We start from the raw sequence: 17,087 nt of genomic DNA, 5'->3' as shown, positions 1-17,087 counted from the left end.
CGGTGTCGCTACGGCTTCACGAAGATGGTGTTCGGGGAGACGATCCACATCTGCGGGTCGATCTCGGCGCCGCCCACCTTGGAGCCGTGGAGCGTGGTGGCGATCCGGTTCTCGGCCACGACCAGCGGCGTGTACTTCTCCTGGATCTCCTTGTCGAGCTCCATCCAGGCGGTGTTGGCCGCGTCGATGTCCGGGTTCTCGGAGATCTCCTTCATCTTCGCCGTGAGCTCCGGCGTGTTCAGGTGCGACATGTTCTGGCCGCCGTCGGAGACCGGGCCGAAGATGATCGGCATGACGGTGGAGCCGGAGGGCCAGTCGGCACCCCAGCCGCCCCAGTACAGGTCGAACTCGTTCTTCGTCTGGCTGATCGAGTCGTAGTACGTCTTGCGGTCCAGCGGCTTGGCCACGACCTTGATGCCGGCCTTCTCCAGGGCGTTCTTGATCACGACGGTGACCTGCTCCTGGACCGGGGTCTGGTTGTAGGCGTAGACGATCGTCGGGCTGGGGTTGTCCGACTCGGCCACCAGCTGCTTGGCCTTCTCGATGTCACCCTCGGGCTTGGTGGTCTTGCCGAACAGGTCGTACGGCTTGTACCCGACCGTGGTGTTCTCGTTGAGGATCGTCGTCGGCAGCGCCGCGGCCTGCGGGCCGCCGAGCGTCTGCTGGATCTGCTTGGACGGCCAGGCGTAGTTGACGGCCTGACGCAGCTTCTGGTCCTTCACCCGGTCAAGGTTGAAGTAGTAGTAGTTGCCGTACGGCGAGGGGCTGACCATGCGGCGGTCGGCCAGGCTCGCGTCGTTCAGCACCTGCTGGAGCCGCTCCGGCGGGACGGCCGCGTAGAACGTGAACGCCTGCTGGTCGGGGCCGACGTCGGCGACGAACCGGTCGGTGATCTGCAGGGGCTCCTGGCCGAACTCGAGCTTCCACACGTCCGGGTACGCGCCGCGGATCGGGTCGGTGGCGGCGTCCCAGTGCGGGTTGCGGGCCAGCTCCATCGACTTGTCGACGACGTGCGACTTGATGATGTACGGCCCGGAGGAGAAGGGCTCCTTGTCGTACTTCTCCTTGGTGTCCTTGGCCTTGGGCACGATGGCGTAGCCGCCCATGGCGAAGGCGTAGTTGGCGTCGGCGTGCGGGGCCTTGAACTTGAAGACGATCGTCTTGTCGTCCGGCGTCTCGATGCCGTCGAGCTGCTTGCCGTCGTACGGGCCGGAGTAGGCCTTCTTGTAGTCGTCCTGGGTCAGCCACTGCTGGATGTAGCTGGGCCCGAAGGTGATGTAGTCGGCGAACGTCCGCTCGATCGTCCACCGCACGTCGGCCGAGGTGATCGCGCTGCCGTCCTGCCACTTCACCCCGTCCTTGAGGGTGAAGGTCCACGTCTTGCCGCCGTCGGAGACCGTGCCGGCGTCGGTGGCGAGGTCGCCGACGAGCTTGAACTCGCCCTTGGCCACGCGCTTGTAGCCGGTCAGGCCGCGGTGGATGAGCAGGCCGAAGTTGGTGGCCGTGTTGACGTAGCTCTGCGCGGGGTCGAGGTGGGCGAAGTCGTCACGGTCGATCATCGTGACGGTGCCGCCCTTGACCACGCCCTCGGGCTCCACGGCCGGGCCCTTGGAGTCCTCGGCGGTGCCCATGGTGATCACCGCGGGCTTGTACGGCTCCTGCGCCGGAGCCGAGGAACCAGCGGTGGGCGCGCCCGCCGGGGCGCCCTGGTTCCCCGGCGCGCAGGCGCCGACCAGGGCCAGCGACGCGGCGGCGAGCACCGCGAGAGCCGACCGTTTGCGGTAGTTCATTTCTCTCCTCTAGCGCTTGATCTTGGGATCGAAGGCGTCGCGGACGGAGTCGCCGAGCAGGTTGAAGGCGACCACGAAGATCAACAAGGCGACGCCGGGGAAGATGAGGTACGTGATGTCGTTCTGGTACACCTGCGTGGCCCGCAGGAACATGCGGCCCCAGTCGGGCACCAGCTCGCCCATGCCGACGCCCAGGAACGACAGGCCCGCCTCCGCCGTCACCATGGCGGGCAGCAGCAGCGTCGACTGGATGAGGATGGGCGTCCACAGGTTGGGAAGCAGTTCCTTGAACACGATCCGGGCCGGGGAGGCGCCGGTGACCCTGGCCGCCTCCACGTACTCGCGCTCGCGCATCGACAGCACGTAGCCGCGCAGCAGGCGGGCCAGGCCCGCCCAGCCGAACGCCGAGAGCATGATGGTGAGCGTCACCGCCCGCAGCCACACCGGCGTCTCCTCGTCCGAGGGCACCAGCAGGCTCTCCACCACCGGCGTGAAGGCGATGATGAAGATGGTCTGCGGGAACGACAGCGTGAGGTCGATGAGGCGGCCGACGAAGTAGTCGGTCCTGCCGCCCGCGTACCCGGCCACGATGCCGACGACGATGCCGAGCGTGGTGGTGATGAGCGTGGCCGCCACGGCGATCCCGAGCGAGGTGCGGATGCCGTACACGAGCTGGGTGAACACGTCACGCCCGAGGCTCGGTTCGAGGCCGAACCAGTACTCGGAGCTGATGCCGCCGTTCGGCTGGATCGGGTAGCCGTAGTCGTTCAGCAGTCCCGGGATGTCCTGGCCGTACAGCGTGTACGGGTCCTTGCCGTACACCATGGAGATCACGGGGGCCAGCAGGGCGACCAGGAAGAAGAAGATCACGATGATCGCCGAGATGACGCCCGTGCGGTCGCGCTTGAAGCGCAGCCACATCAGCTGGCCGGGCGAGCGGCCCACGGCACCGGAAGTCTCGGTCACGGACGTCGCGTCTATCGCGTCTTCTGTGGACGTCGGTGTCGTCATCTGGTCGGGGCTCCCAAGCACGTACAAATATCCGGAAATTCCGGGCCATCGAGCACGTTCTCAGGGTTCGTCGCGTAACGCAATGACCTGCGAGGATTTCGCAGCGTAATCACGGATTTGCGACACAATCTTGAAAATTTTGTGACATGCAGGGGTCTGGTGGGTAAGCAGATACTTATGGAGGATCACGGACTGTTCGGCCCTGGATCCGTGACGTGGCGGGTGATGGGCGAGCCGATCCTGCTCGTCGGCGGCTTCCGGGCACTGCTCATGCAGGGCCTGCACCCGCGCACGATGCGCGGCGTGCTGCAGAACTCCGCGCTCATGGACCCCGCCGAGGCCTGGTCGCGCTTCGCCCGCACGACCGAGTTCGTCCGCGTGCGCACGTACGGCACCCGGGCGGAGGTGGAGCGGGCCGGGCGCCGCGTGCGCCGTATCCACGCCCTGCTGGACGCCTACGACCCCGACACCGGCGAGCGCTACCGGCTCGACGAGCCCGAGGGGCTGCGCTGGGTGCACGTCGGCGAGGTCGACTCCTACCTGTCGGTCGCGCGCCGGGCCGGCGTGCGGCTCACCGACGCCGAGGCCGACGCGTTCGTCGCCGAGTGGCGGTGCGCCGCCGAGGTGGTCGGCCTCGACCCCGCCACCGTCCCCGGCACGGTGGCCGAGCTGCGCGGCTACATCGAGGCGCAGCGTCCTGGCCTGCGGTTCGTGTCCGAGGCCGCGCACCCGCTCGGCCTGTCGTTCCGCACGCCGCTGCCCCGGCCGCTCGCCGCGCTGCGGCCGGCGCTGCCCGCCGTGACGGTCCTGGCCTTCGCCACGCTGCCGCGCTGGGCCAGGAGGCTGTACGGGCTGCCCGCCACGCCGGTCGGCGACCTGTGGGCGACCGCCACGCTGCGCGCCCTGCACACCGGCATCGGGCTCGTCCCCGCGCACGTCCGCTACGCGCCGGACGCCCGGCGCGCCCGCCGCCTCACCGCCGCGTGACGTTCGGCGAGTAGGGGTCGCATGTCGCTTTTCGGGCATGGCAGACTGTCAGGAGAACAGAGCTAGCGTGCTCCGGGGTCGGTGAAAGTCCGAACCGGCGGTGACAGTCCGCGACCCGGCCGATGCCATCGGCCGGTTGACCCGGTGGAATTCCGGGACCGACGGTTAAAGTCCGGATGGGAGGAAGCGCGCGGGTGCCCGGCTTTGCGGCCGGGTGCCACCAGTGGTGCGTGCGCGCACCGCTGTCCCCCCGGGGCCCGCCGTGGCTTGGAGCTACTGGCGAGTAGGAGGCCGGGGGTGGAGCACACCGCCCACGACGGCGTAGACGCCGTCCACATGGCGCGCGCGATCGAGCTGGCCGCTCTCGGGCACGGCCGCACCAGCCCCAACCCCGTGGTGGGATGCGTCGTGCTCGACGCCTCCGGCCACGTCGCGGGCGAGGGATTCCATCCGTACGCGGGCGGCCCGCACGCCGAGGTCGTGGCGCTGCGCGAGGCGGGCGGACGGGCCCGGGGCGGCACCGCGTACGTGACGCTGGAACCCTGCGACCACACCGGCCGGACCGGGCCGTGCAGCCGTGCGCTGCTGGAGGCCGGGCTGGCCCGCGTGGTCGTCGCCGTGCCCGACCCCACCCCGCGCGCGGCCGGCGGGGCCGCGCGGCTGCGCGCCGCCGGGGTCGCCGTCGAGACCGGGCTCCTGGCCGCCGAGGCCGAACGGGTCAACGCCGAATGGCTGACCTTCGCCCGGCTCGGCCGGCCGCACGTGACCTGGAAGTTCGCCGCCACCCTCGACGGGCGGTCCGCCGCGGCCGACGGCACCAGCCAGTGGATCACCTCGCCTGAGGCGCGCGCCGACGTGCACCGGATGCGCGCCCGCAGCGACGCGATCGTCGCGGGCGTCGGCACCGTGCTGGCCGACGACCCCCGCCTGACGGCGCGCCCCACCGTCCGCGCCGACGACGGCTCACCGGGCCGGATCCCGCTGCGGGTCGTCGTCGACCCCTCCGGCCGCACCCCGCCGGGCGCGCGGGTCCTCGACGACGAGGCGCCGACGCTCGTCGCCGTCGCCGAGGGCGTGACCACCCCGCGGGGTGCCGGCCTGCTGCCCCTGCCCCGCCACGGCGCCGGGCTGGACCTGCGGGCCCTGCTCAAGGAACTCGCCGCGCGCGACGTCGTCAGCGTGTTCCTGGAAGGCGGGCCCACCCTGGCGGGAGCGTTCCTCGCCCAGGGCCTCACCGACCGCGTCGTGGCGTACGTGGCGCCGGCCCTGCTCGGAGCGGGGGCCCCGGCGCTGGGAGAGGCGGGGGTGGCCACGATCGCGCGGGCGCACCGCATGAGCTTCGACGAGATTTCCCGCATCGGGCCGGACCTGAAGATCGTCGCCCGGCCGCAGCTCGCAGAGAACAGCAGGGAGAAGTGATGTTCACCGGAATCATCGAGGAGAAGGGCGAGGTCGTCGCCCTGGAACGGGCCGGCGACGCCGCCAGGCTGACCGTGCGCGGCGCGCTCGTCACCTCCGACGCCCGCCACGGCGACAGCATCGCCGTCAACGGCGTCTGCCTGACGGTCGTCGACGTCAAGGACGACGTCTTCACCGTCGACGTGGTCAAGGAATCGCTCGACCGCAGCTCGCTGGGCGTCCTCACCGAGGGCTCGGCGGTCAACCTCGAACGCGCGGTCCGCGCCGACCAGCGGCTCGGCGGCCACATCGTGCAGGGCCACGTCGACGGCACCGCCGCGCTGCTGTCCAGGAGCCCCGGCACCAACTGGGACGACCTGCGCTTCTCGCTGCCGGAGCCGCTCAGCCGCTACGTGGCCGAGAAGGGCTCGATCGCCATCGACGGAATCAGCCTCACGGTGACGACTGTTGACGACGGAAGCTTCGGCGTGAGCCTCATCCCGGCGACGCTGCGGCTGACGACCATGGGCGAGCGCCAGGTCGGCGACCTGGTGAACATCGAGGTCGACGTGATCGCGAAGTATGTGGAAAGGCTGGTGGTCAGGCAGTGAACTGGGCTGATGCCGGATTCGACGTGTTCGGCACACACGTGCTCTGGACGGACCTGGTCGGCAACGTCGCCGCGCTGTCCACCGTCCTGCTGGCGATGCGCAGGTCGATGTGGACCTGGCCGGTGCAGCTCACCGGCGCGGTGCTGCTGCTCATCGCCTCGATCAACGCGGGGATCACCGGCAACGCGCTCAAGCAGGCGCTGTTCGGCGCGCTGGCGATCTACGGCTGGTGGGCATGGCGGCGCGGCACCGACGGCGGCAAGCAGCTCGCTGTCCGCCCGGCCACCGCCCGCGAGCGCAGCGCGCTCGTCGCCGTCATGCTGGCCGGCACCGTCGTCGTCGGGGTGCTGTTCTTCGTGACCGGGCTGTCGTGGGGCGCCCACGAGCCGCTGCCCAAGGGCGCGTTCCTGGTCGCCGCCGACGCCTACATCTTCGTCGGCAGCGCCGTGGCCACCTGGGCGCAGGGCAGGGCGCTGGTCGACTTCTGGATCGTCTGGGTGGCCGTCGACCTGGTCGGCGTGCCGCTGGCCTTCAGCTCGGGGCTGGTCGTCTCGGGCGCCGTCTACGGGGTGTTCTTCGTGCTGGTGATCATCGGGTTCGTCAGGTGGCTGCGTGAATACCGGCTGTCGGCCGGTCGGGAACTGGCGGTGGCGTCATGAGCGACATCAGGTTCGACCCGGTGGAACGGGCCGTCGAGGACATCCGCGCGGGCAAGGCCGTCGTGGTCGTCGACGACGAGAACCGGGAGAACGAGGGCGACATCATCTTCGCCGCCTCCCGGGCGACCCCCGAGCTGCTGACCTTCACCATCCGCCACACCAGCGGCGTCATCTGCGTGCCGATGGAGGGCAAGGAGCTCGACCGGCTCGGGCTGCCCCTCATGGTCTTCCAGAACCGCGAGCGGCTGCGGACCGCGTACACGATCAGCGTCGACGCCCGCGACGGCGTCACCACCGGCATCTCCGCCGCCGACCGCGCCCGCACCATCCGCACCCTGGCCGACTCCGCGACCGAGCCGAACGAGCTGGTCAGGCCCGGCCACATCTTCCCGCTGCGCTACCACGAGGGCGGCGTGCTGGCCCGGCGCGGCCACACCGAGGCGGCCGTCGACCTGGCCAGGCTCGCCGGCCTGAGCCCGGCGGGCGTGCTGGCCGAGGTCGTCAACGACGACGGCACCATGGCCAGGCTGCCCGAGCTGCGCGTCTTCGCCGACGAGCACGACCTGGCGCTCATCTCCATCGAGCAGCTCGTCGACCACCGGCGGCGCACCGAGAGCATGGTCACCCGGGTCGCCGAGACGACCCTGCCGAACACGTACGGGCTGTGGCGGGCCTTCGGGTTCGCCAGCGCGCTCGACGGCGGCGAGCACGTCGCGCTCGTCTACGGCGAGCTCGGCGACGGCGAGAACGTGCTGGTGCGCGCCCACTCCGAGTGCCTGACCGGCGACGTGTTCGGCTCACTGCGCTGCGACTGCGGCGTTCAGCTCGGCAACGCCATGTCGGCCATCGCCGAGGAGGGCCGCGGCGTCGTCGTCTACCTGCGCGGGCACGAGGGGCGCGGCATCGGGCTGCTGGCCAAGCTCAAGGCCTACAGCCTGCAGGACGGCGGCGTCGACACCGTGGACGCCAACGTCGAGCTGGGGCTGCCCGTCGACTCGCGCGAGTTCTCCAACGCCGCGCAGATCCTCGCCGACCTCGGCGTGAAGTCGGTGCGGCTGCTCACCAACAACCCGGCCAAGCTGCGCGGCATGGACGGCTACGGCATCAAGGTGCTGGGCCGCGAGCCGATGCCGGTGGCCATGAACCCGCACAACGAGCGCTACCTGACGGCCAAGCGCGACCGGCTCGGCCACGACATCTCGGAGGCATCATGAGCGGCGACGGACGCCCGGCGGCGGCAGCCGTGCCCGACGCGGCGGGACTGACCGTCGGCGTGGTGGCGGCCAGCTGGCACGCGAAGATCACCGACCAGCTCGTCGCCAGGGCCGTGCAGGCCTGCGACGACTCCGGCGCCGTCGCCACCGTGGTGCGGGTGCCCGGCTCGCTGGAGATCCCCGTCGTCGCCCAGGCGCTGGCACGGCGCTGCGACGCCGTCGTGGCGCTCGGCGCGGTCATCCGGGGCGAGACGGCCCACTTCGCCTACGTCTGCGACTCGGTCACGGCGGGGCTGACCCGGATCTCGCTCGACGAGCGGACCCCCGTCGGCAACGGCGTGCTCACCTGCGAGACGCTCGACCAGGCGGTGGACCGCTCCGGGCTGCCGGGCAGCAAGGAGGACAAGGGGTACGAGTCGGCGATCGCCGCGCTGGAGACCGCACTCCTCCTGCGGAGCCTCCACTGACCTGCGGTAGGTTTCCCTCGTGCCTGAGCCCGTGCCGCCTCCGCCGCTGCCCGTCGTCTGGCGCCCGCGCCGGGGCAGGATCGTCGCCTACGGATTCGCCACGCTCGTCGTGATCGGGGCGGTCGTCATGGCGGTCTTCATCGCCGATCCGTTCAAGCTGCCCGACCGGATCGCGATCGTGCTGTTCGGGTGCGCGGTGGCGTTCGTCCTCCACCTGCTCGGCAGGGTGCGGGTGGAGGCCGACGACGAGGGCGTCACGCTGGTCAACGCGGTGCGCTCGCACCGCTACACCTGGCCCGAGGTGATCGACGTGACGCTGCTGCCCGGCGAGCCCTGGCCGAAGATCGACTTCTCCGACGGGCGCACGATCGGCGCCATGGGCATCCAGGGCTCCGAGAAGGCGCTGGCCCAGCGCGCCACCGCCGAGCTCGCTGCGCTCATCCACGAACGCGGCGAGGCGCGCGAAGACTGATCGGCGTAGCCTGAGGGCGTGCTGCGCCGGACTATCAGGCCCAAGGACCTCACGTCGCCGGACGAGCTCGCCGAGCTGCTCGACCGGCACGACTACCTGGCGGACGACGGCCTGGCCACGGCCGCCTTCCTGGCGCTGCGGATGCGCCGGCCGCTGTTCCTCGAAGGCGAGGCGGGCGTCGGCAAGACCGAGCTGGCCAAGACCCTGGCCACGCTGCTCAAGGCGCCGCTCATCCGCCTGCAGTGCTACGAGGGGCTCGACGCCTCCCAGGCGCTCTACGACTGGGACTTCGCCCGCCAGCTGCTGCACCTCAAGACCGCCGAGGCGGCCGGCGTCGCCGACGCCGCCCGGCTCGAAGGGGAGATCTACGACCGCCGCTTCCTCATCGCCCGGCCGCTGCTGAAGGCGCTCGAGACGCAGCCGAGCGTGCTGCTGGTGGACGAGATCGACCGGGCCGACGACGAGTTCGAGGCGTTCCTGCTGGAGGTGCTGTCCGACTTCACCATCTCCATCCCCGAGCTGGGCACCGTCAGGGCCGACAGCCCGCCCGTCGTCGTGGTCACCTCCAACCGCACCCGCGAGGTGCACGACGCGCTCAAGCGCCGCTGCCTCTACCACTGGCTGGAGCACCCCGGCTTCGACCGGGAGGTGGCGATCCTGCTGCGCCGGCTGCCCGGCTGCACCGAGACGCTCGCCACGCAGGTGGCCCGCGCGGCCGGGCGGCTGCGCGGCGCCGGCCTGGTCAAGCCGCCAGGCGTGGCCGAGACGCTCGACTGGACCGAGGCGCTGCTCACGCTCGGCGCCCGCGAGCTCGACCCGGGCCGCGCCGCCGCCACGCTCGGCGCGGCGCTGAAATACCGCGAGGACGTCGAGCGCGTCCTGGGCGACGGGCTGCTGGCCCATGGATGACCTGGCGGCCACCATCACCGCTTTCACCCGCACGCTGCGGGCCGCCGGGGTGGCCGCCGACCAGGAGCGGGCCCAGGCCATGCTGCGCGCCCTGGACCACCTCGACCTGGCCGAGCCCGGCGACGTCTACTGGGCCGGGCGGCTGACGCTCTGCGCCGGACCCGACGACCTGCCCCGCTACGACCGGTGCTTCGCCGCGTACTTCGGCGGCGCCCGGGCGGCCGTCAGCCGGGCCGCGACCACCTCCGTCACCCGCCACACCGCGGCGGAGAGCGGCGAGCGGCGCGGCGACGGCGAGGCGGCGCCCGCCGTCGCCAGCCGCACCGAGGTCCTGCGGCACCGCGACGTGGCCCGCCTGACCGAGGCCGAGCGCGCCGAGGTGCACCGGATGCTGTCGCTGCTCAGCGGCCGGCGCCCGGTCCGCCGCTCGCGCCGCCACGAGAGCGCCCGCCGCGGCGGCCTGGACCGGCGGCGCACCGTCCGCGAGGCGCTGAAGCAGGGCGAAGTGGCCCGCCTGCTGCGGCGCAGGCACACCACCCGGCCGCGCCGCGTCGTGCTGTTCGTGGACGTCAGCGGCTCCATGGCGCCCTACGCCGAGACGCTGCTGCGTTTCGCGCACGCCCTGGTCCGCACCGGGCCGCGGGCCACCGCCGTCTACTCGATCGGCACCCGGCTCACCCAGGTCACCGCCGAGCTGCGCCACCGCGACCCCGGCACCGCGCTCGACCAGGTGTCGCGGGCCATCCCCGACTGGAGCGGCGGCACCCGGCTGGGGGAGGAGCTGCGCGAGTTCCTGACCCGGCGCAGCGCCCGCGGCGCCATCGTGGTCATCGCCTCCGACGGGTGGGAACGCGGCGACCCGTCACTGCTCGGCGCCCAGATGGCCCGCCTGGCCCGCCAGGCGCACCGGGTGATCTGGGTCAACCCGCACAAGGGGTATGAGGACTACCAGCCGCTGACCGGGGGCATGCGGGCCGCCCTGCCCCACCTGGACGACCTGGTGGCCGGGCACAGCCTGGCCGCCTACGAGGCACTCAGCGAAAGGCTCGCCCATGCGTGACGTGCTGCCGGAGATCATGCGCTGGTGGGAATCGGGGCTGCGGTTCGGGCTCGCGACGGTGGTGAGCACGTTCAGCAGCGCGCCCCGGCCGCCGGGGGCGGCCATGGCGGTGCGCGGCGACGAGGTCGTCGGCAGCGTCTCCGGCGGGTGCGTCGAGGGCGCGGTGTTCGAGCTCGCCGCCGAGGCCGACTCGCCCGTCCTGCAGCGGTACGGGGTCAGCGACGACGACGCGTTCGCCGTCGGGCTCACCTGCGGCGGCATCATCGACATCCTCGTCGAGCCGATCTCCCTGGAGACCTTCCCGGAGCTGGGCGAGATCGCCGCGTCCGTCGCCGCGCACGAGCCCGTGGCCGTCGCCACGGTCGTGGCCGGCCCCGGCCGGATCGGCGCCCGCCGGATCATCTGGCCCGGCCGCTCGGCCGGCACGCTCGGCCCGCGCCGGCTCGACGAGGCCGTGGACGACGACGCGCGCGGCATGCTCGCCCAGGGCCTGACCGCCATCCGGCACTACGGCGGCGCGGGGGAGCGGCGGCTGGACGACCTGTCGGTGTTCGTGCACGCCTTCGCGCCGCCGCCGCGGATGCTGGTCTTCGGCGCGATCGACTTCGCCGCCGCCGTCGCCCGGGTGGGCAAGTTCCTCGGCTATCACGTCACCGTCTGCGACGCCCGGCCGGTCTTCGCCACCCCCAAGCGCTTCCCGGAGGCCGACGCGGTCGTGGTCAGGTGGCCGCACGACTACCTCGCCTCGGTCCCGGTGGACGAGCGCACCGTGATCTGCGTGCTCACCCACGACCCCAAGTTCGACGTGCCGCTGCTGGAGGTGGCGTTGCGCACCGAGGCCGGCTACGTCGGCGCCATGGGTTCGCGGCGCACCCACGAGGACCGGCTGGCCCGGCTGCGCGAGGCCGGGCTGAGCGCGGCCGAGCTGGCCCGGCTGCGCTCGCCCATCGGCCTCGACCTGGGCGCCCGCACCCCCGAGGAGACCGCCGTGTCGATCGCCGCCGAGCTCATCCAGCTGCGCTGGGGCGGCTCCGGCAGGCCGCTCACCCACACCGAGGGCCGCATCCACCACGAGGCGTCGTCATGACGTACACGAAGGTCGCCGGGCTGCTGCTCGCGGCCGGCCAGGGCGCCCGCCTCGGCCGGCCCAAGGCGCTGCTGGAGCTCGCCGGCGAGCGGCTGGTCGACCGGGGAGTCCGGCTGCTGGAGGAGGGCGGCTGCCATCCGGTCGTCGTCGTGCTGGGCGCGGCCACGCCGCAGGTCCGCCGGGCGGTCACCGTACGCAACCCCGACTGGGCGAGCGGCATGGGGTCCTCGCTGCGCACCGGCCTGGCGGCGCTGCCCGCCGAGGCGGAGGCGGTGGTGATCGCGCTGGTCGACCAGCCGTTCGTGCGGCCCGAGGCGGTGCGCGCGCTCATCGGCTCGGGCGCGCCCGTCGCGGCCGCCACCTACGCGGGCCGGCGCCGCAACCCGGTGCTGATCGGCCGGCCGCACTTCGCCGAGGTGGCCGCCCTGGCCCGGGGCGACGTGGGCGCCAGGCCGTTCCTGAAGGCGAACCCCGGCCTGGTCACCGAGGTGCCCTGCCCCGGCGACCCGGCCGACATCGACACGCCGGAGGACCTGCGGCTACTGGAGGCGGAGTGAGGCGATAGCGGCCCGGTGGTCGCTGCCCGTCGCCGGGGCGACACCCGCCTCGGTCGCCGTCATGCCGCGGAACAGGATGTGGTCGGGCCTGGTGATGGGGAACTCGGCCGGCCAGGTGAACCCGAAGCCGTCGCCCGCCACCTCCTGCGCGTCGGTCAGCGGCGGCGTCAGCCCGCGCATGCCCCGGTCGGTGGTGGCGGTGTTGAGGTCGCCGAGCAGCAGGATCCGCTCGCTCCTGTCGGCGTCGACGAGCTTGCGCGCCTGTGTCAGCGACGCGTCGCGGCTGGCCGTGTGGCCGGGCCGGGCCGAGGCCAGGTGCATCACGTAGACGGTGACCTTGCCCTTCGGCGTCGACACCACCGCCCGCAGCGCGCGCGGCCAGCCCATGCCGACGTCCAGCGGGCGCTTGTCGACGATCGGGTAGCGGCTCCACAGGCCGACCGTGCTCACCGGGTAGCGGTGCTTGAACATCTTGTTGAGCTGCTTGGCCGCCGGGCCGCCCGGCGTGAGCTCCTGCGCGGCCAGCAGGTCGAGGTCGGCGGCGATGGCGCGCACCGCCTCGCCCGAGGCGTTGTTGCGCACCCCCACGTTGACGGTGCCGACGGCCAGGTCGCTCGGCCCGCCGGGCGGCGTGCGCATCAGCGCCGAGCCGAACATCGCCGCCCACACCACCCCCGGCACCAGGGCCGCCACCGCGGCCGCCGCCGACCGCGTCGCGAAGGCGGCCAGCAGCAGCACGGGCACGAGCAGCCCGATCCACGGCAGCACGCTCTCCAGCACCGGGGTGAACCCGCCCAGCACCGGGATGAACCGGTGCCCGGCCAGGCCCGCGGCCACCACGGCCGACACGACGACGACGCCCTTCTTCAACATTCTGACCAAGCTAGCGGCTCGCCGCTGCGATAGCCTTTCGCCATCGCAACGGAACATCATTCGGTCGGTGGGGAGTCGGGCATGCGCATCGGGATGGCACTGAACTACTCGGGCGGCTTCAAGGAGACGGTCGCCGAGCTGGCCGACTACGAGAAGGCCGGGCTCGACATCGTCTTCGTGGCCGAGGCCTACAGCTTCGACGCGGTCAGCCAGATGGGCTACATCGCGGCCAGGACCGAGCGGCTGCAGATCGCCTCCGGCATCCTGCCGATCTACTCGCGCACGCCGACCCTGCTGGCGATGACGGCCGCGGGCATGGACTACGTCTCCGACGGGCGCTTCACGCTCGGCCTGGGCGCCTCCGGCCCGCAGGTGATCGAGGGCTTCCACGGCGTCCCCTACACCGCGCCGCTGGGCCGTACGCGTGAGGTCATCGAGATCTGCCGCCAGGTGTGGCGGCGCGAGCGCGTCCAGTACGACGGCAAGCACTACACGCTGCCGCTCCCCGCCGACCGCGGCACCGGCCTGGGCAAGCCGCTCAAGCTCATCAACCATCCGGTACGGTCCCGCATCCCGATCGTGGTGGCGGCCATCGGGCCCAAGAACGTCGAGCTGACCGCCGAGCTCGCCGAGGGCTGGGAGCCGATCTTCTACATGCCGGAGAAGGCCGCCGACGTGTGGGGTTCCTCGCTGGCCGCCGGGAAGGCCAGGCGTGACCCGGAGCTGGGCGAGCTGGACGTGATTGCGCAGGCGTCGCTGGCGATCGGCGACGACGTGGCCGGGCTGCTGGACTTCGGCCGGCCGATGGCCGCCCTGTACATCGGCGGCATGGGCGCCAAGGGCAAGAACTTCTACAACGACCTGGCCCGGCGCTACGGCTACGAGAAGGAGGCCGAGCGGATCCAGGACCTCTACCTCGACGGCAAGAAGGACGAGGCGGCGGCGCTGGTGCCGCAGGAGCTGCTGGAGAAGATGTCGCTGATCGGTGACGAGGGCTTCGTGCGCGACCGGGTGGCGGCGATGAAGGAGTCGGGCGTGACGACGCTCAACGTCGCCCCGCTGGGCCGCACGCACGAGGAGCGGGTGCGGCTGATCGAGACCGTCAAGGAGATCGCCGGCTGAGAATTCGTGAAAGAAGGGCCCAGATGGGCCCTTCTTCACGGAATAAACCCGTATGAACCCCTGTTGGGGACATCCGTGAGGTTTTCGGTCATCATCGTGCGGCTCGTGGAGCGGCTGCACATCGATCTGTGCCGCGTGCTGGGCTCTCTCTGTCGCTGATCGCGCATCCCCGCGCTCGATCGCCAGACACCCCTTCCCACCTCCGGAGTTCTGTTTTCCGTGAAGAGATTCAGCTTTTCCCTGCAGTTGCTGCTGGGCCTCGTGCTCGGCGTGGCCCTCGGGTTCGTCGCCAGGATTTGGGACGTCACCTGGCTCGCCGAGACGCTGACCCAGGTCGGCTCGCTCTTCGTCCAGCTGCTCAAGCTCGCCGTGCCGCCTCTGGTGTTCACCGCCGTGCTCGTCAGCGTGGCCAACCTGCGCAACGTCAACGGCGCGGCCCGGCTGGCGTCCAAGACGCTGCTCTGGTTCCTCGTCACCGCCGCCGTCTCCGTGGCCTTCGCCATCGGCCTCGGCCTGCTCGTCAACCCGGGCCGGGGCGTCACCCTCGACACCGGCGCCGCCAAGGCCCCCGAGCACGCGGGCTCCTGGCTCGACTTCGTCACCGGCATCGTGCCGACGAACGTCGTCACCGCCTTCACCGAGGTCAACGTCCTGCAGATCGTGTTCCTCGGCGTCGTGCTGGGCGCGGCCGCGCTGGCCGTGGGCGAGAAGGCCGAGCCGATCGTCAACCTCGGCCGTTCGGTGCTGGAGCTGGTGCAGAAGGCCCTGTGGTGGGTCATCCGGCTGGCGCCCATCGGCACCGCCGGGCTCATCGGCAAGGCCGTGTCCACCTACGGCTGGGACCTGCTGGCGCCGCTGGCCAAGTTCAGCGCCGCCGTCTATATCGGCTGCTTCATCGTGCTGCTGGCCGTCTACCCGACGCTGCTGGCCGTCTGGGGCAAGGTCAGCCCGGTCAAGTTCTTCCGCAACGCCTGGCCCGCCATCGAGCTGGCGTTCGTCTCCCGCTCCTCCGTCGGCACCCTGCCGCTCACCCAGCGCGTCACCGTCGAGCGCAACGGCGTCGACGCCGACTACGCCTCCTTCGCGGTGCCCTTCGGCGCCACCACGAAGATGGACGGCTGCGCCTCGGTCTACCCGGCGCTGGCGGCGATCTTCGTGGCCCAGGTGTTCGGCGTGCCGCTGGGGCTGGGCGAGTACCTGCTGATCGCGTTCGTCTCGGTCGTCGGCTCTGCCGCCACCGCCGGGCTGACGGGCGCCATCGTGATGCTCACCCTCACCCTCAGCACGCTCGGCCTGCCCCTGGAGGGCGTCGGCCTGCTGCTGGCGATCGACCCCATCCTGGACATGATCCGCACCGCCACCAACGTGACGGGGCAGATGGTCGTCCCGGTGCTGGTCGCCCGGTCGGAGGGCCGCCTGGACGAGGCGGTCTTCAACGCCCCGCCGCAGCCCCTCACCGCCGCCCCCGCCGCGACGCCGCTGCGCACCCCGGAACCGGCCACCGTCTGATCCCGGCCCGCCGCGAGCGGTCATGATCTCCTCGTGACCGCTCGCGGTCCTGCGTCCGGACACTGCCGCCACCGGGCCGCGCGCCCGCTGACCCGCCGCGAAACACGGATCTTGTCCCGCTCCGCGGGCGGATGTGCGGCGGGTGTGGGCTGTGGGGCCTATGGTTGGTCGGAAAATGCAGTGGTGAGTTGTGAGTATTGGCGGAGATATGTCCGACGCGACGCCGTCCCTGGTCGCCGGCCGGTACCGGCTTGACGAGCTCATCGGCAGTGGGCCGATGGGAGAACTGTGGCGCGGTTACGACACCCGCGCCGACTGGACCGTCGCCGTCAAGGTGCTGGGCGCCAGGGCCAAGGGCGCGGCCACCAGGCAGGTGCTGCGCGAGCACGCCCAGGCGGTCGCCCGGGTGATCCACCCGAACGTGGCCATGGTGCTCGACGTGGGCGACCACGAAGGGGCGCCGTTCCTGGTGATGGAGTTCCTCACCGGGCCCAGCCTGGACGAGGAGCTGGCCGCGCGCGGGCCGCTGAAGGTCGTCGAGGTGTGCGACCTGATCGGCCAGGCGGCGGCCGGGCTGGACGCGGCGCACCGGGCCGGTGTGGTGCACGGGCACGTCCGCCCGCACAGCTTCCGGCAGGCCGGCAGCGGCGTGCTGAAGGTCGTCGGGTTCGGTCTGGGGAAGGAGGTCCCCGGCGACGGTGACCAGCCCTACCGGGCGCCCGAGGCGGACGCCGGGCCGCCCGCGGACCTGTACGCGCTCGGCGTGGTCTGCTACGAGCTGCTCACCGGGCAGCGGCCCGCCGGGCAGCCCCCGGGTGCGCTGCGGCCGGGGGTGCCCGCCGAGCTGGACCGGCTGGTGATGTCCATGCTGGCCGCGGACCCCGCCCAGCGGCCCGGGAGCGGGGAGTCGCTGCGCCGGGCGCTGGCCGCCGTGGCCCGGCCGCGCGCCACCGTGCCGTCGCCCCAGCTCCAGCCGCCGCTCCAGGCCCCGGCTCCGCAGGCCGGCGACACCGCGGTCTTCGACGCCGCCGAGCTCGCGCCGCCGCCGGGCGGGGGCGGGAACCGGCGGCTGTTCATCCAGTTCGGCGTGGCCGTGGCCGCGATCGTGGCGGTGACCGTCGCCATGATCGTCTGGGGCGCCTCCGGGAACGAGGAGCCCGTCGCCGAGACGACCCCGTCGGCCCCGGCGACCCCGCCGCCCCCGCCCCCCCGGGCAGCGACGGCATCCTGTTCTGCCCCGTGCCCACCGCCGTGACCGCCATGGGCTGGCCGCCGTGCCCGGCCGCCTCACGCTGCTGCTCGACCGGCTGACCCGGGAGTACCCGGGCCTGGAGCTGATGATCACGGAGAACGGGGCCGAC

The 17,087-nt window shown here is 72.2% G+C and carries 18 protein-coding genes and 1 riboswitch; of the genes, 15 read left to right on the top strand and 3 right to left on the bottom strand.

Annotation, left to right across the window (positions count from 1 at the left end):
- Positions 1–8: 8 nt before the first annotated feature.
- A complete protein-coding gene (locus ADY59_RS34240; protein WP_049571241.1) occupies positions 9–1,790 on the bottom strand; it encodes an ABC transporter substrate-binding protein in 1,782 nt (593 codons plus the stop codon).
- Between the two features lie 9 nt (positions 1,791–1,799).
- Positions 1,800–2,756 carry an ABC transporter permease gene (locus tag ADY59_RS34235; RefSeq protein WP_197093988.1) on the bottom strand — a complete coding sequence of 319 codons (957 nt, stop codon included), beginning with the start codon at positions 2,754–2,756 and terminating at the stop codon, positions 1,800–1,802.
- Between the two features lie 222 nt (positions 2,757–2,978).
- Between ADY59_RS34235 and ADY59_RS34230 the strand changes: the two genes are divergently transcribed.
- The 11 genes from ADY59_RS34230 to ADY59_RS34180 all read left to right on the top strand — a co-directional run bounded on the left by ADY59_RS34230 (position 2,979) and on the right by ADY59_RS34180 (position 12,222).
- Complete coding sequence (locus ADY59_RS34230; protein ID WP_049571235.1) at positions 2,979–3,788, top strand: oxygenase MpaB family protein; 810 nt, start codon at positions 2,979–2,981, stop codon at positions 3,786–3,788.
- A 63-nt stretch (positions 3,789–3,851) separates the two neighbouring features.
- Positions 3,852–3,982, top strand: a riboswitch (FMN riboswitch).
- A 103-nt stretch (positions 3,983–4,085) separates the two neighbouring features.
- Positions 4,086–5,207 (top strand): bifunctional diaminohydroxyphosphoribosylaminopyrimidine deaminase/5-amino-6-(5-phosphoribosylamino)uracil reductase RibD, encoded by a 1,122-nt coding sequence (gene ribD / locus ADY59_RS34225; protein ID WP_231619026.1) that lies wholly within the window; start codon positions 4,086–4,088, stop codon positions 5,205–5,207.
- Positions 5,207–5,797 carry a riboflavin synthase gene (locus ADY59_RS34220; RefSeq protein ID WP_049571233.1) on the top strand — a complete coding sequence of 197 codons (591 nt, stop codon included), beginning with the start codon at positions 5,207–5,209 and terminating at the stop codon, positions 5,795–5,797. Before ribD ends, ADY59_RS34220 begins: the two co-directional genes overlap by 1 nt.
- Complete coding sequence (locus tag ADY59_RS34215) at positions 5,794–6,456, top strand: nicotinamide mononucleotide transporter family protein (RefSeq protein ID WP_049571230.1); 663 nt, start codon at positions 5,794–5,796, stop codon at positions 6,454–6,456. The genes ADY59_RS34220 and ADY59_RS34215 overlap by 4 nt, the downstream gene beginning before the upstream one ends.
- A complete protein-coding gene (locus tag ADY59_RS34210; RefSeq protein WP_049571226.1) occupies positions 6,453–7,670 on the top strand; it encodes a bifunctional 3,4-dihydroxy-2-butanone-4-phosphate synthase/GTP cyclohydrolase II in 1,218 nt (405 codons plus the stop codon). Before ADY59_RS34215 ends, ADY59_RS34210 begins: the two co-directional genes overlap by 4 nt.
- The gene (gene ribH / locus ADY59_RS34205; protein ID WP_049571223.1) at positions 7,667–8,137 is read left to right on the top strand and encodes a 6,7-dimethyl-8-ribityllumazine synthase; all 471 of its coding nucleotides are present in this window, start codon (positions 7,667–7,669) and stop codon (positions 8,135–8,137) included. The genes ADY59_RS34210 and ribH overlap by 4 nt, the downstream gene beginning before the upstream one ends.
- 19 nt (positions 8,138–8,156) lie before the next feature.
- Positions 8,157–8,609, top strand: a complete 453-nt coding sequence (locus ADY59_RS34200) for a PH domain-containing protein (protein ID WP_049571219.1) — start codon at positions 8,157–8,159, stop codon at positions 8,607–8,609.
- Positions 8,610–8,627: 18 nt separating this feature from the next.
- On the top strand, positions 8,628–9,518 hold the full coding sequence (locus ADY59_RS34195) for an AAA family ATPase (protein ID WP_049571215.1): 891 nt from the start codon (positions 8,628–8,630) through the stop codon (positions 9,516–9,518).
- A complete protein-coding gene (locus ADY59_RS34190) occupies positions 9,511–10,578 on the top strand; it encodes a vWA domain-containing protein (protein ID WP_049571212.1) in 1,068 nt (355 codons plus the stop codon). The genes ADY59_RS34195 and ADY59_RS34190 overlap by 8 nt, the downstream gene beginning before the upstream one ends.
- Positions 10,571–11,665, top strand: a complete 1,095-nt coding sequence (locus ADY59_RS34185; RefSeq protein WP_049571208.1) for an XdhC family protein — start codon at positions 10,571–10,573, stop codon at positions 11,663–11,665. The genes ADY59_RS34190 and ADY59_RS34185 overlap by 8 nt, the downstream gene beginning before the upstream one ends.
- Entirely contained in the window at positions 11,662–12,222 is a 561-nt protein-coding gene (locus tag ADY59_RS34180; RefSeq protein WP_049571206.1) for a nucleotidyltransferase family protein, read from the top strand. The genes ADY59_RS34185 and ADY59_RS34180 overlap by 4 nt, the downstream gene beginning before the upstream one ends.
- On the opposite strand, the gene ADY59_RS34175 is transcribed toward ADY59_RS34180, so the two are convergent.
- On the bottom strand, positions 12,205–13,095 hold the full coding sequence (locus tag ADY59_RS34175; RefSeq protein WP_049571203.1) for an endonuclease/exonuclease/phosphatase family protein: 891 nt from the start codon (positions 13,093–13,095) through the stop codon (positions 12,205–12,207). The two genes, ADY59_RS34180 and ADY59_RS34175, sit on opposite strands and share 18 nt — an antisense overlap.
- 81 nt (positions 13,096–13,176) lie before the next feature.
- On the opposite strand from ADY59_RS34175, the gene ADY59_RS34170 reads away from it, so the two are divergent.
- The 4 genes from ADY59_RS34170 (at position 13,177) to ADY59_RS34160 (ending at position 16,981) form a co-directional block, all read left to right on the top strand.
- Entirely contained in the window at positions 13,177–14,217 is a 1,041-nt protein-coding gene (locus tag ADY59_RS34170) for an LLM class F420-dependent oxidoreductase (RefSeq protein WP_049571200.1), read from the top strand.
- 6 nt (positions 14,218–14,223) lie between these two features.
- Positions 14,224–14,376 carry a putative leader peptide gene (locus ADY59_RS54135; protein WP_442937767.1) on the top strand — a complete coding sequence of 51 codons (153 nt, stop codon included), beginning with the start codon at positions 14,224–14,226 and terminating at the stop codon, positions 14,374–14,376.
- A gap of 60 nt (positions 14,377–14,436) precedes the next feature.
- Positions 14,437–15,726 (top strand): dicarboxylate/amino acid:cation symporter, encoded by a 1,290-nt coding sequence (locus ADY59_RS34165; protein WP_049571196.1) that lies wholly within the window; start codon positions 14,437–14,439, stop codon positions 15,724–15,726.
- Between the two features lie 208 nt (positions 15,727–15,934).
- Positions 15,935–16,981, top strand: a complete 1,047-nt coding sequence (locus tag ADY59_RS34160; RefSeq protein WP_049571193.1) for a serine/threonine-protein kinase — start codon at positions 15,935–15,937, stop codon at positions 16,979–16,981.
- The last annotated feature ends 106 nt before the right edge of the window (positions 16,982–17,087 follow it).

Source organism: Nonomuraea sp. SBT364, assembly GCF_001083785.1.
Taxonomy (GTDB): Bacteria; Actinomycetota; Actinomycetes; order Streptosporangiales; family Streptosporangiaceae; genus Nonomuraea.
This window is presented reverse-complemented; position numbering and strand designations above follow the sequence as displayed.

Coding starts and splice junctions, on each gene's coding strand:
- ADY59_RS34180 (WP_049571206.1), top strand. CDS start 11,662: ATGACGTACACGAAGGTCGCCGGGCTGCTGCTCGCGGCCGGCCAGGGC.
- ribH (WP_049571223.1), top strand. CDS start 7,667: ATGAGCGGCGACGGACGCCCGGCGGCGGCAGCCGTGCCCGACGCGGCG.
- ADY59_RS34160 (WP_049571193.1), top strand. CDS start 15,935: ATGTCCGACGCGACGCCGTCCCTGGTCGCCGGCCGGTACCGGCTTGAC.
- ADY59_RS34220 (WP_049571233.1), top strand. CDS start 5,207: ATGTTCACCGGAATCATCGAGGAGAAGGGCGAGGTCGTCGCCCTGGAA.
- ADY59_RS34185 (WP_049571208.1), top strand. CDS start 10,571: ATGCGTGACGTGCTGCCGGAGATCATGCGCTGGTGGGAATCGGGGCTG.
- ADY59_RS34190 (WP_049571212.1), top strand. CDS start 9,511: ATGGATGACCTGGCGGCCACCATCACCGCTTTCACCCGCACGCTGCGG.
- ADY59_RS34170 (WP_049571200.1), top strand. CDS start 13,177: ATGCGCATCGGGATGGCACTGAACTACTCGGGCGGCTTCAAGGAGACG.
- ADY59_RS34230 (WP_049571235.1), top strand. CDS start 2,979: ATGGAGGATCACGGACTGTTCGGCCCTGGATCCGTGACGTGGCGGGTG.
- ADY59_RS34175 (WP_049571203.1), bottom strand. CDS start 13,095: ATGTTGAAGAAGGGCGTCGTCGTCGTGTCGGCCGTGGTGGCCGCGGGC.
- ADY59_RS34240 (WP_049571241.1), bottom strand. CDS start 1,790: ATGAACTACCGCAAACGGTCGGCTCTCGCGGTGCTCGCCGCCGCGTCG.
- ADY59_RS34210 (WP_049571226.1), top strand. CDS start 6,453: ATGAGCGACATCAGGTTCGACCCGGTGGAACGGGCCGTCGAGGACATC.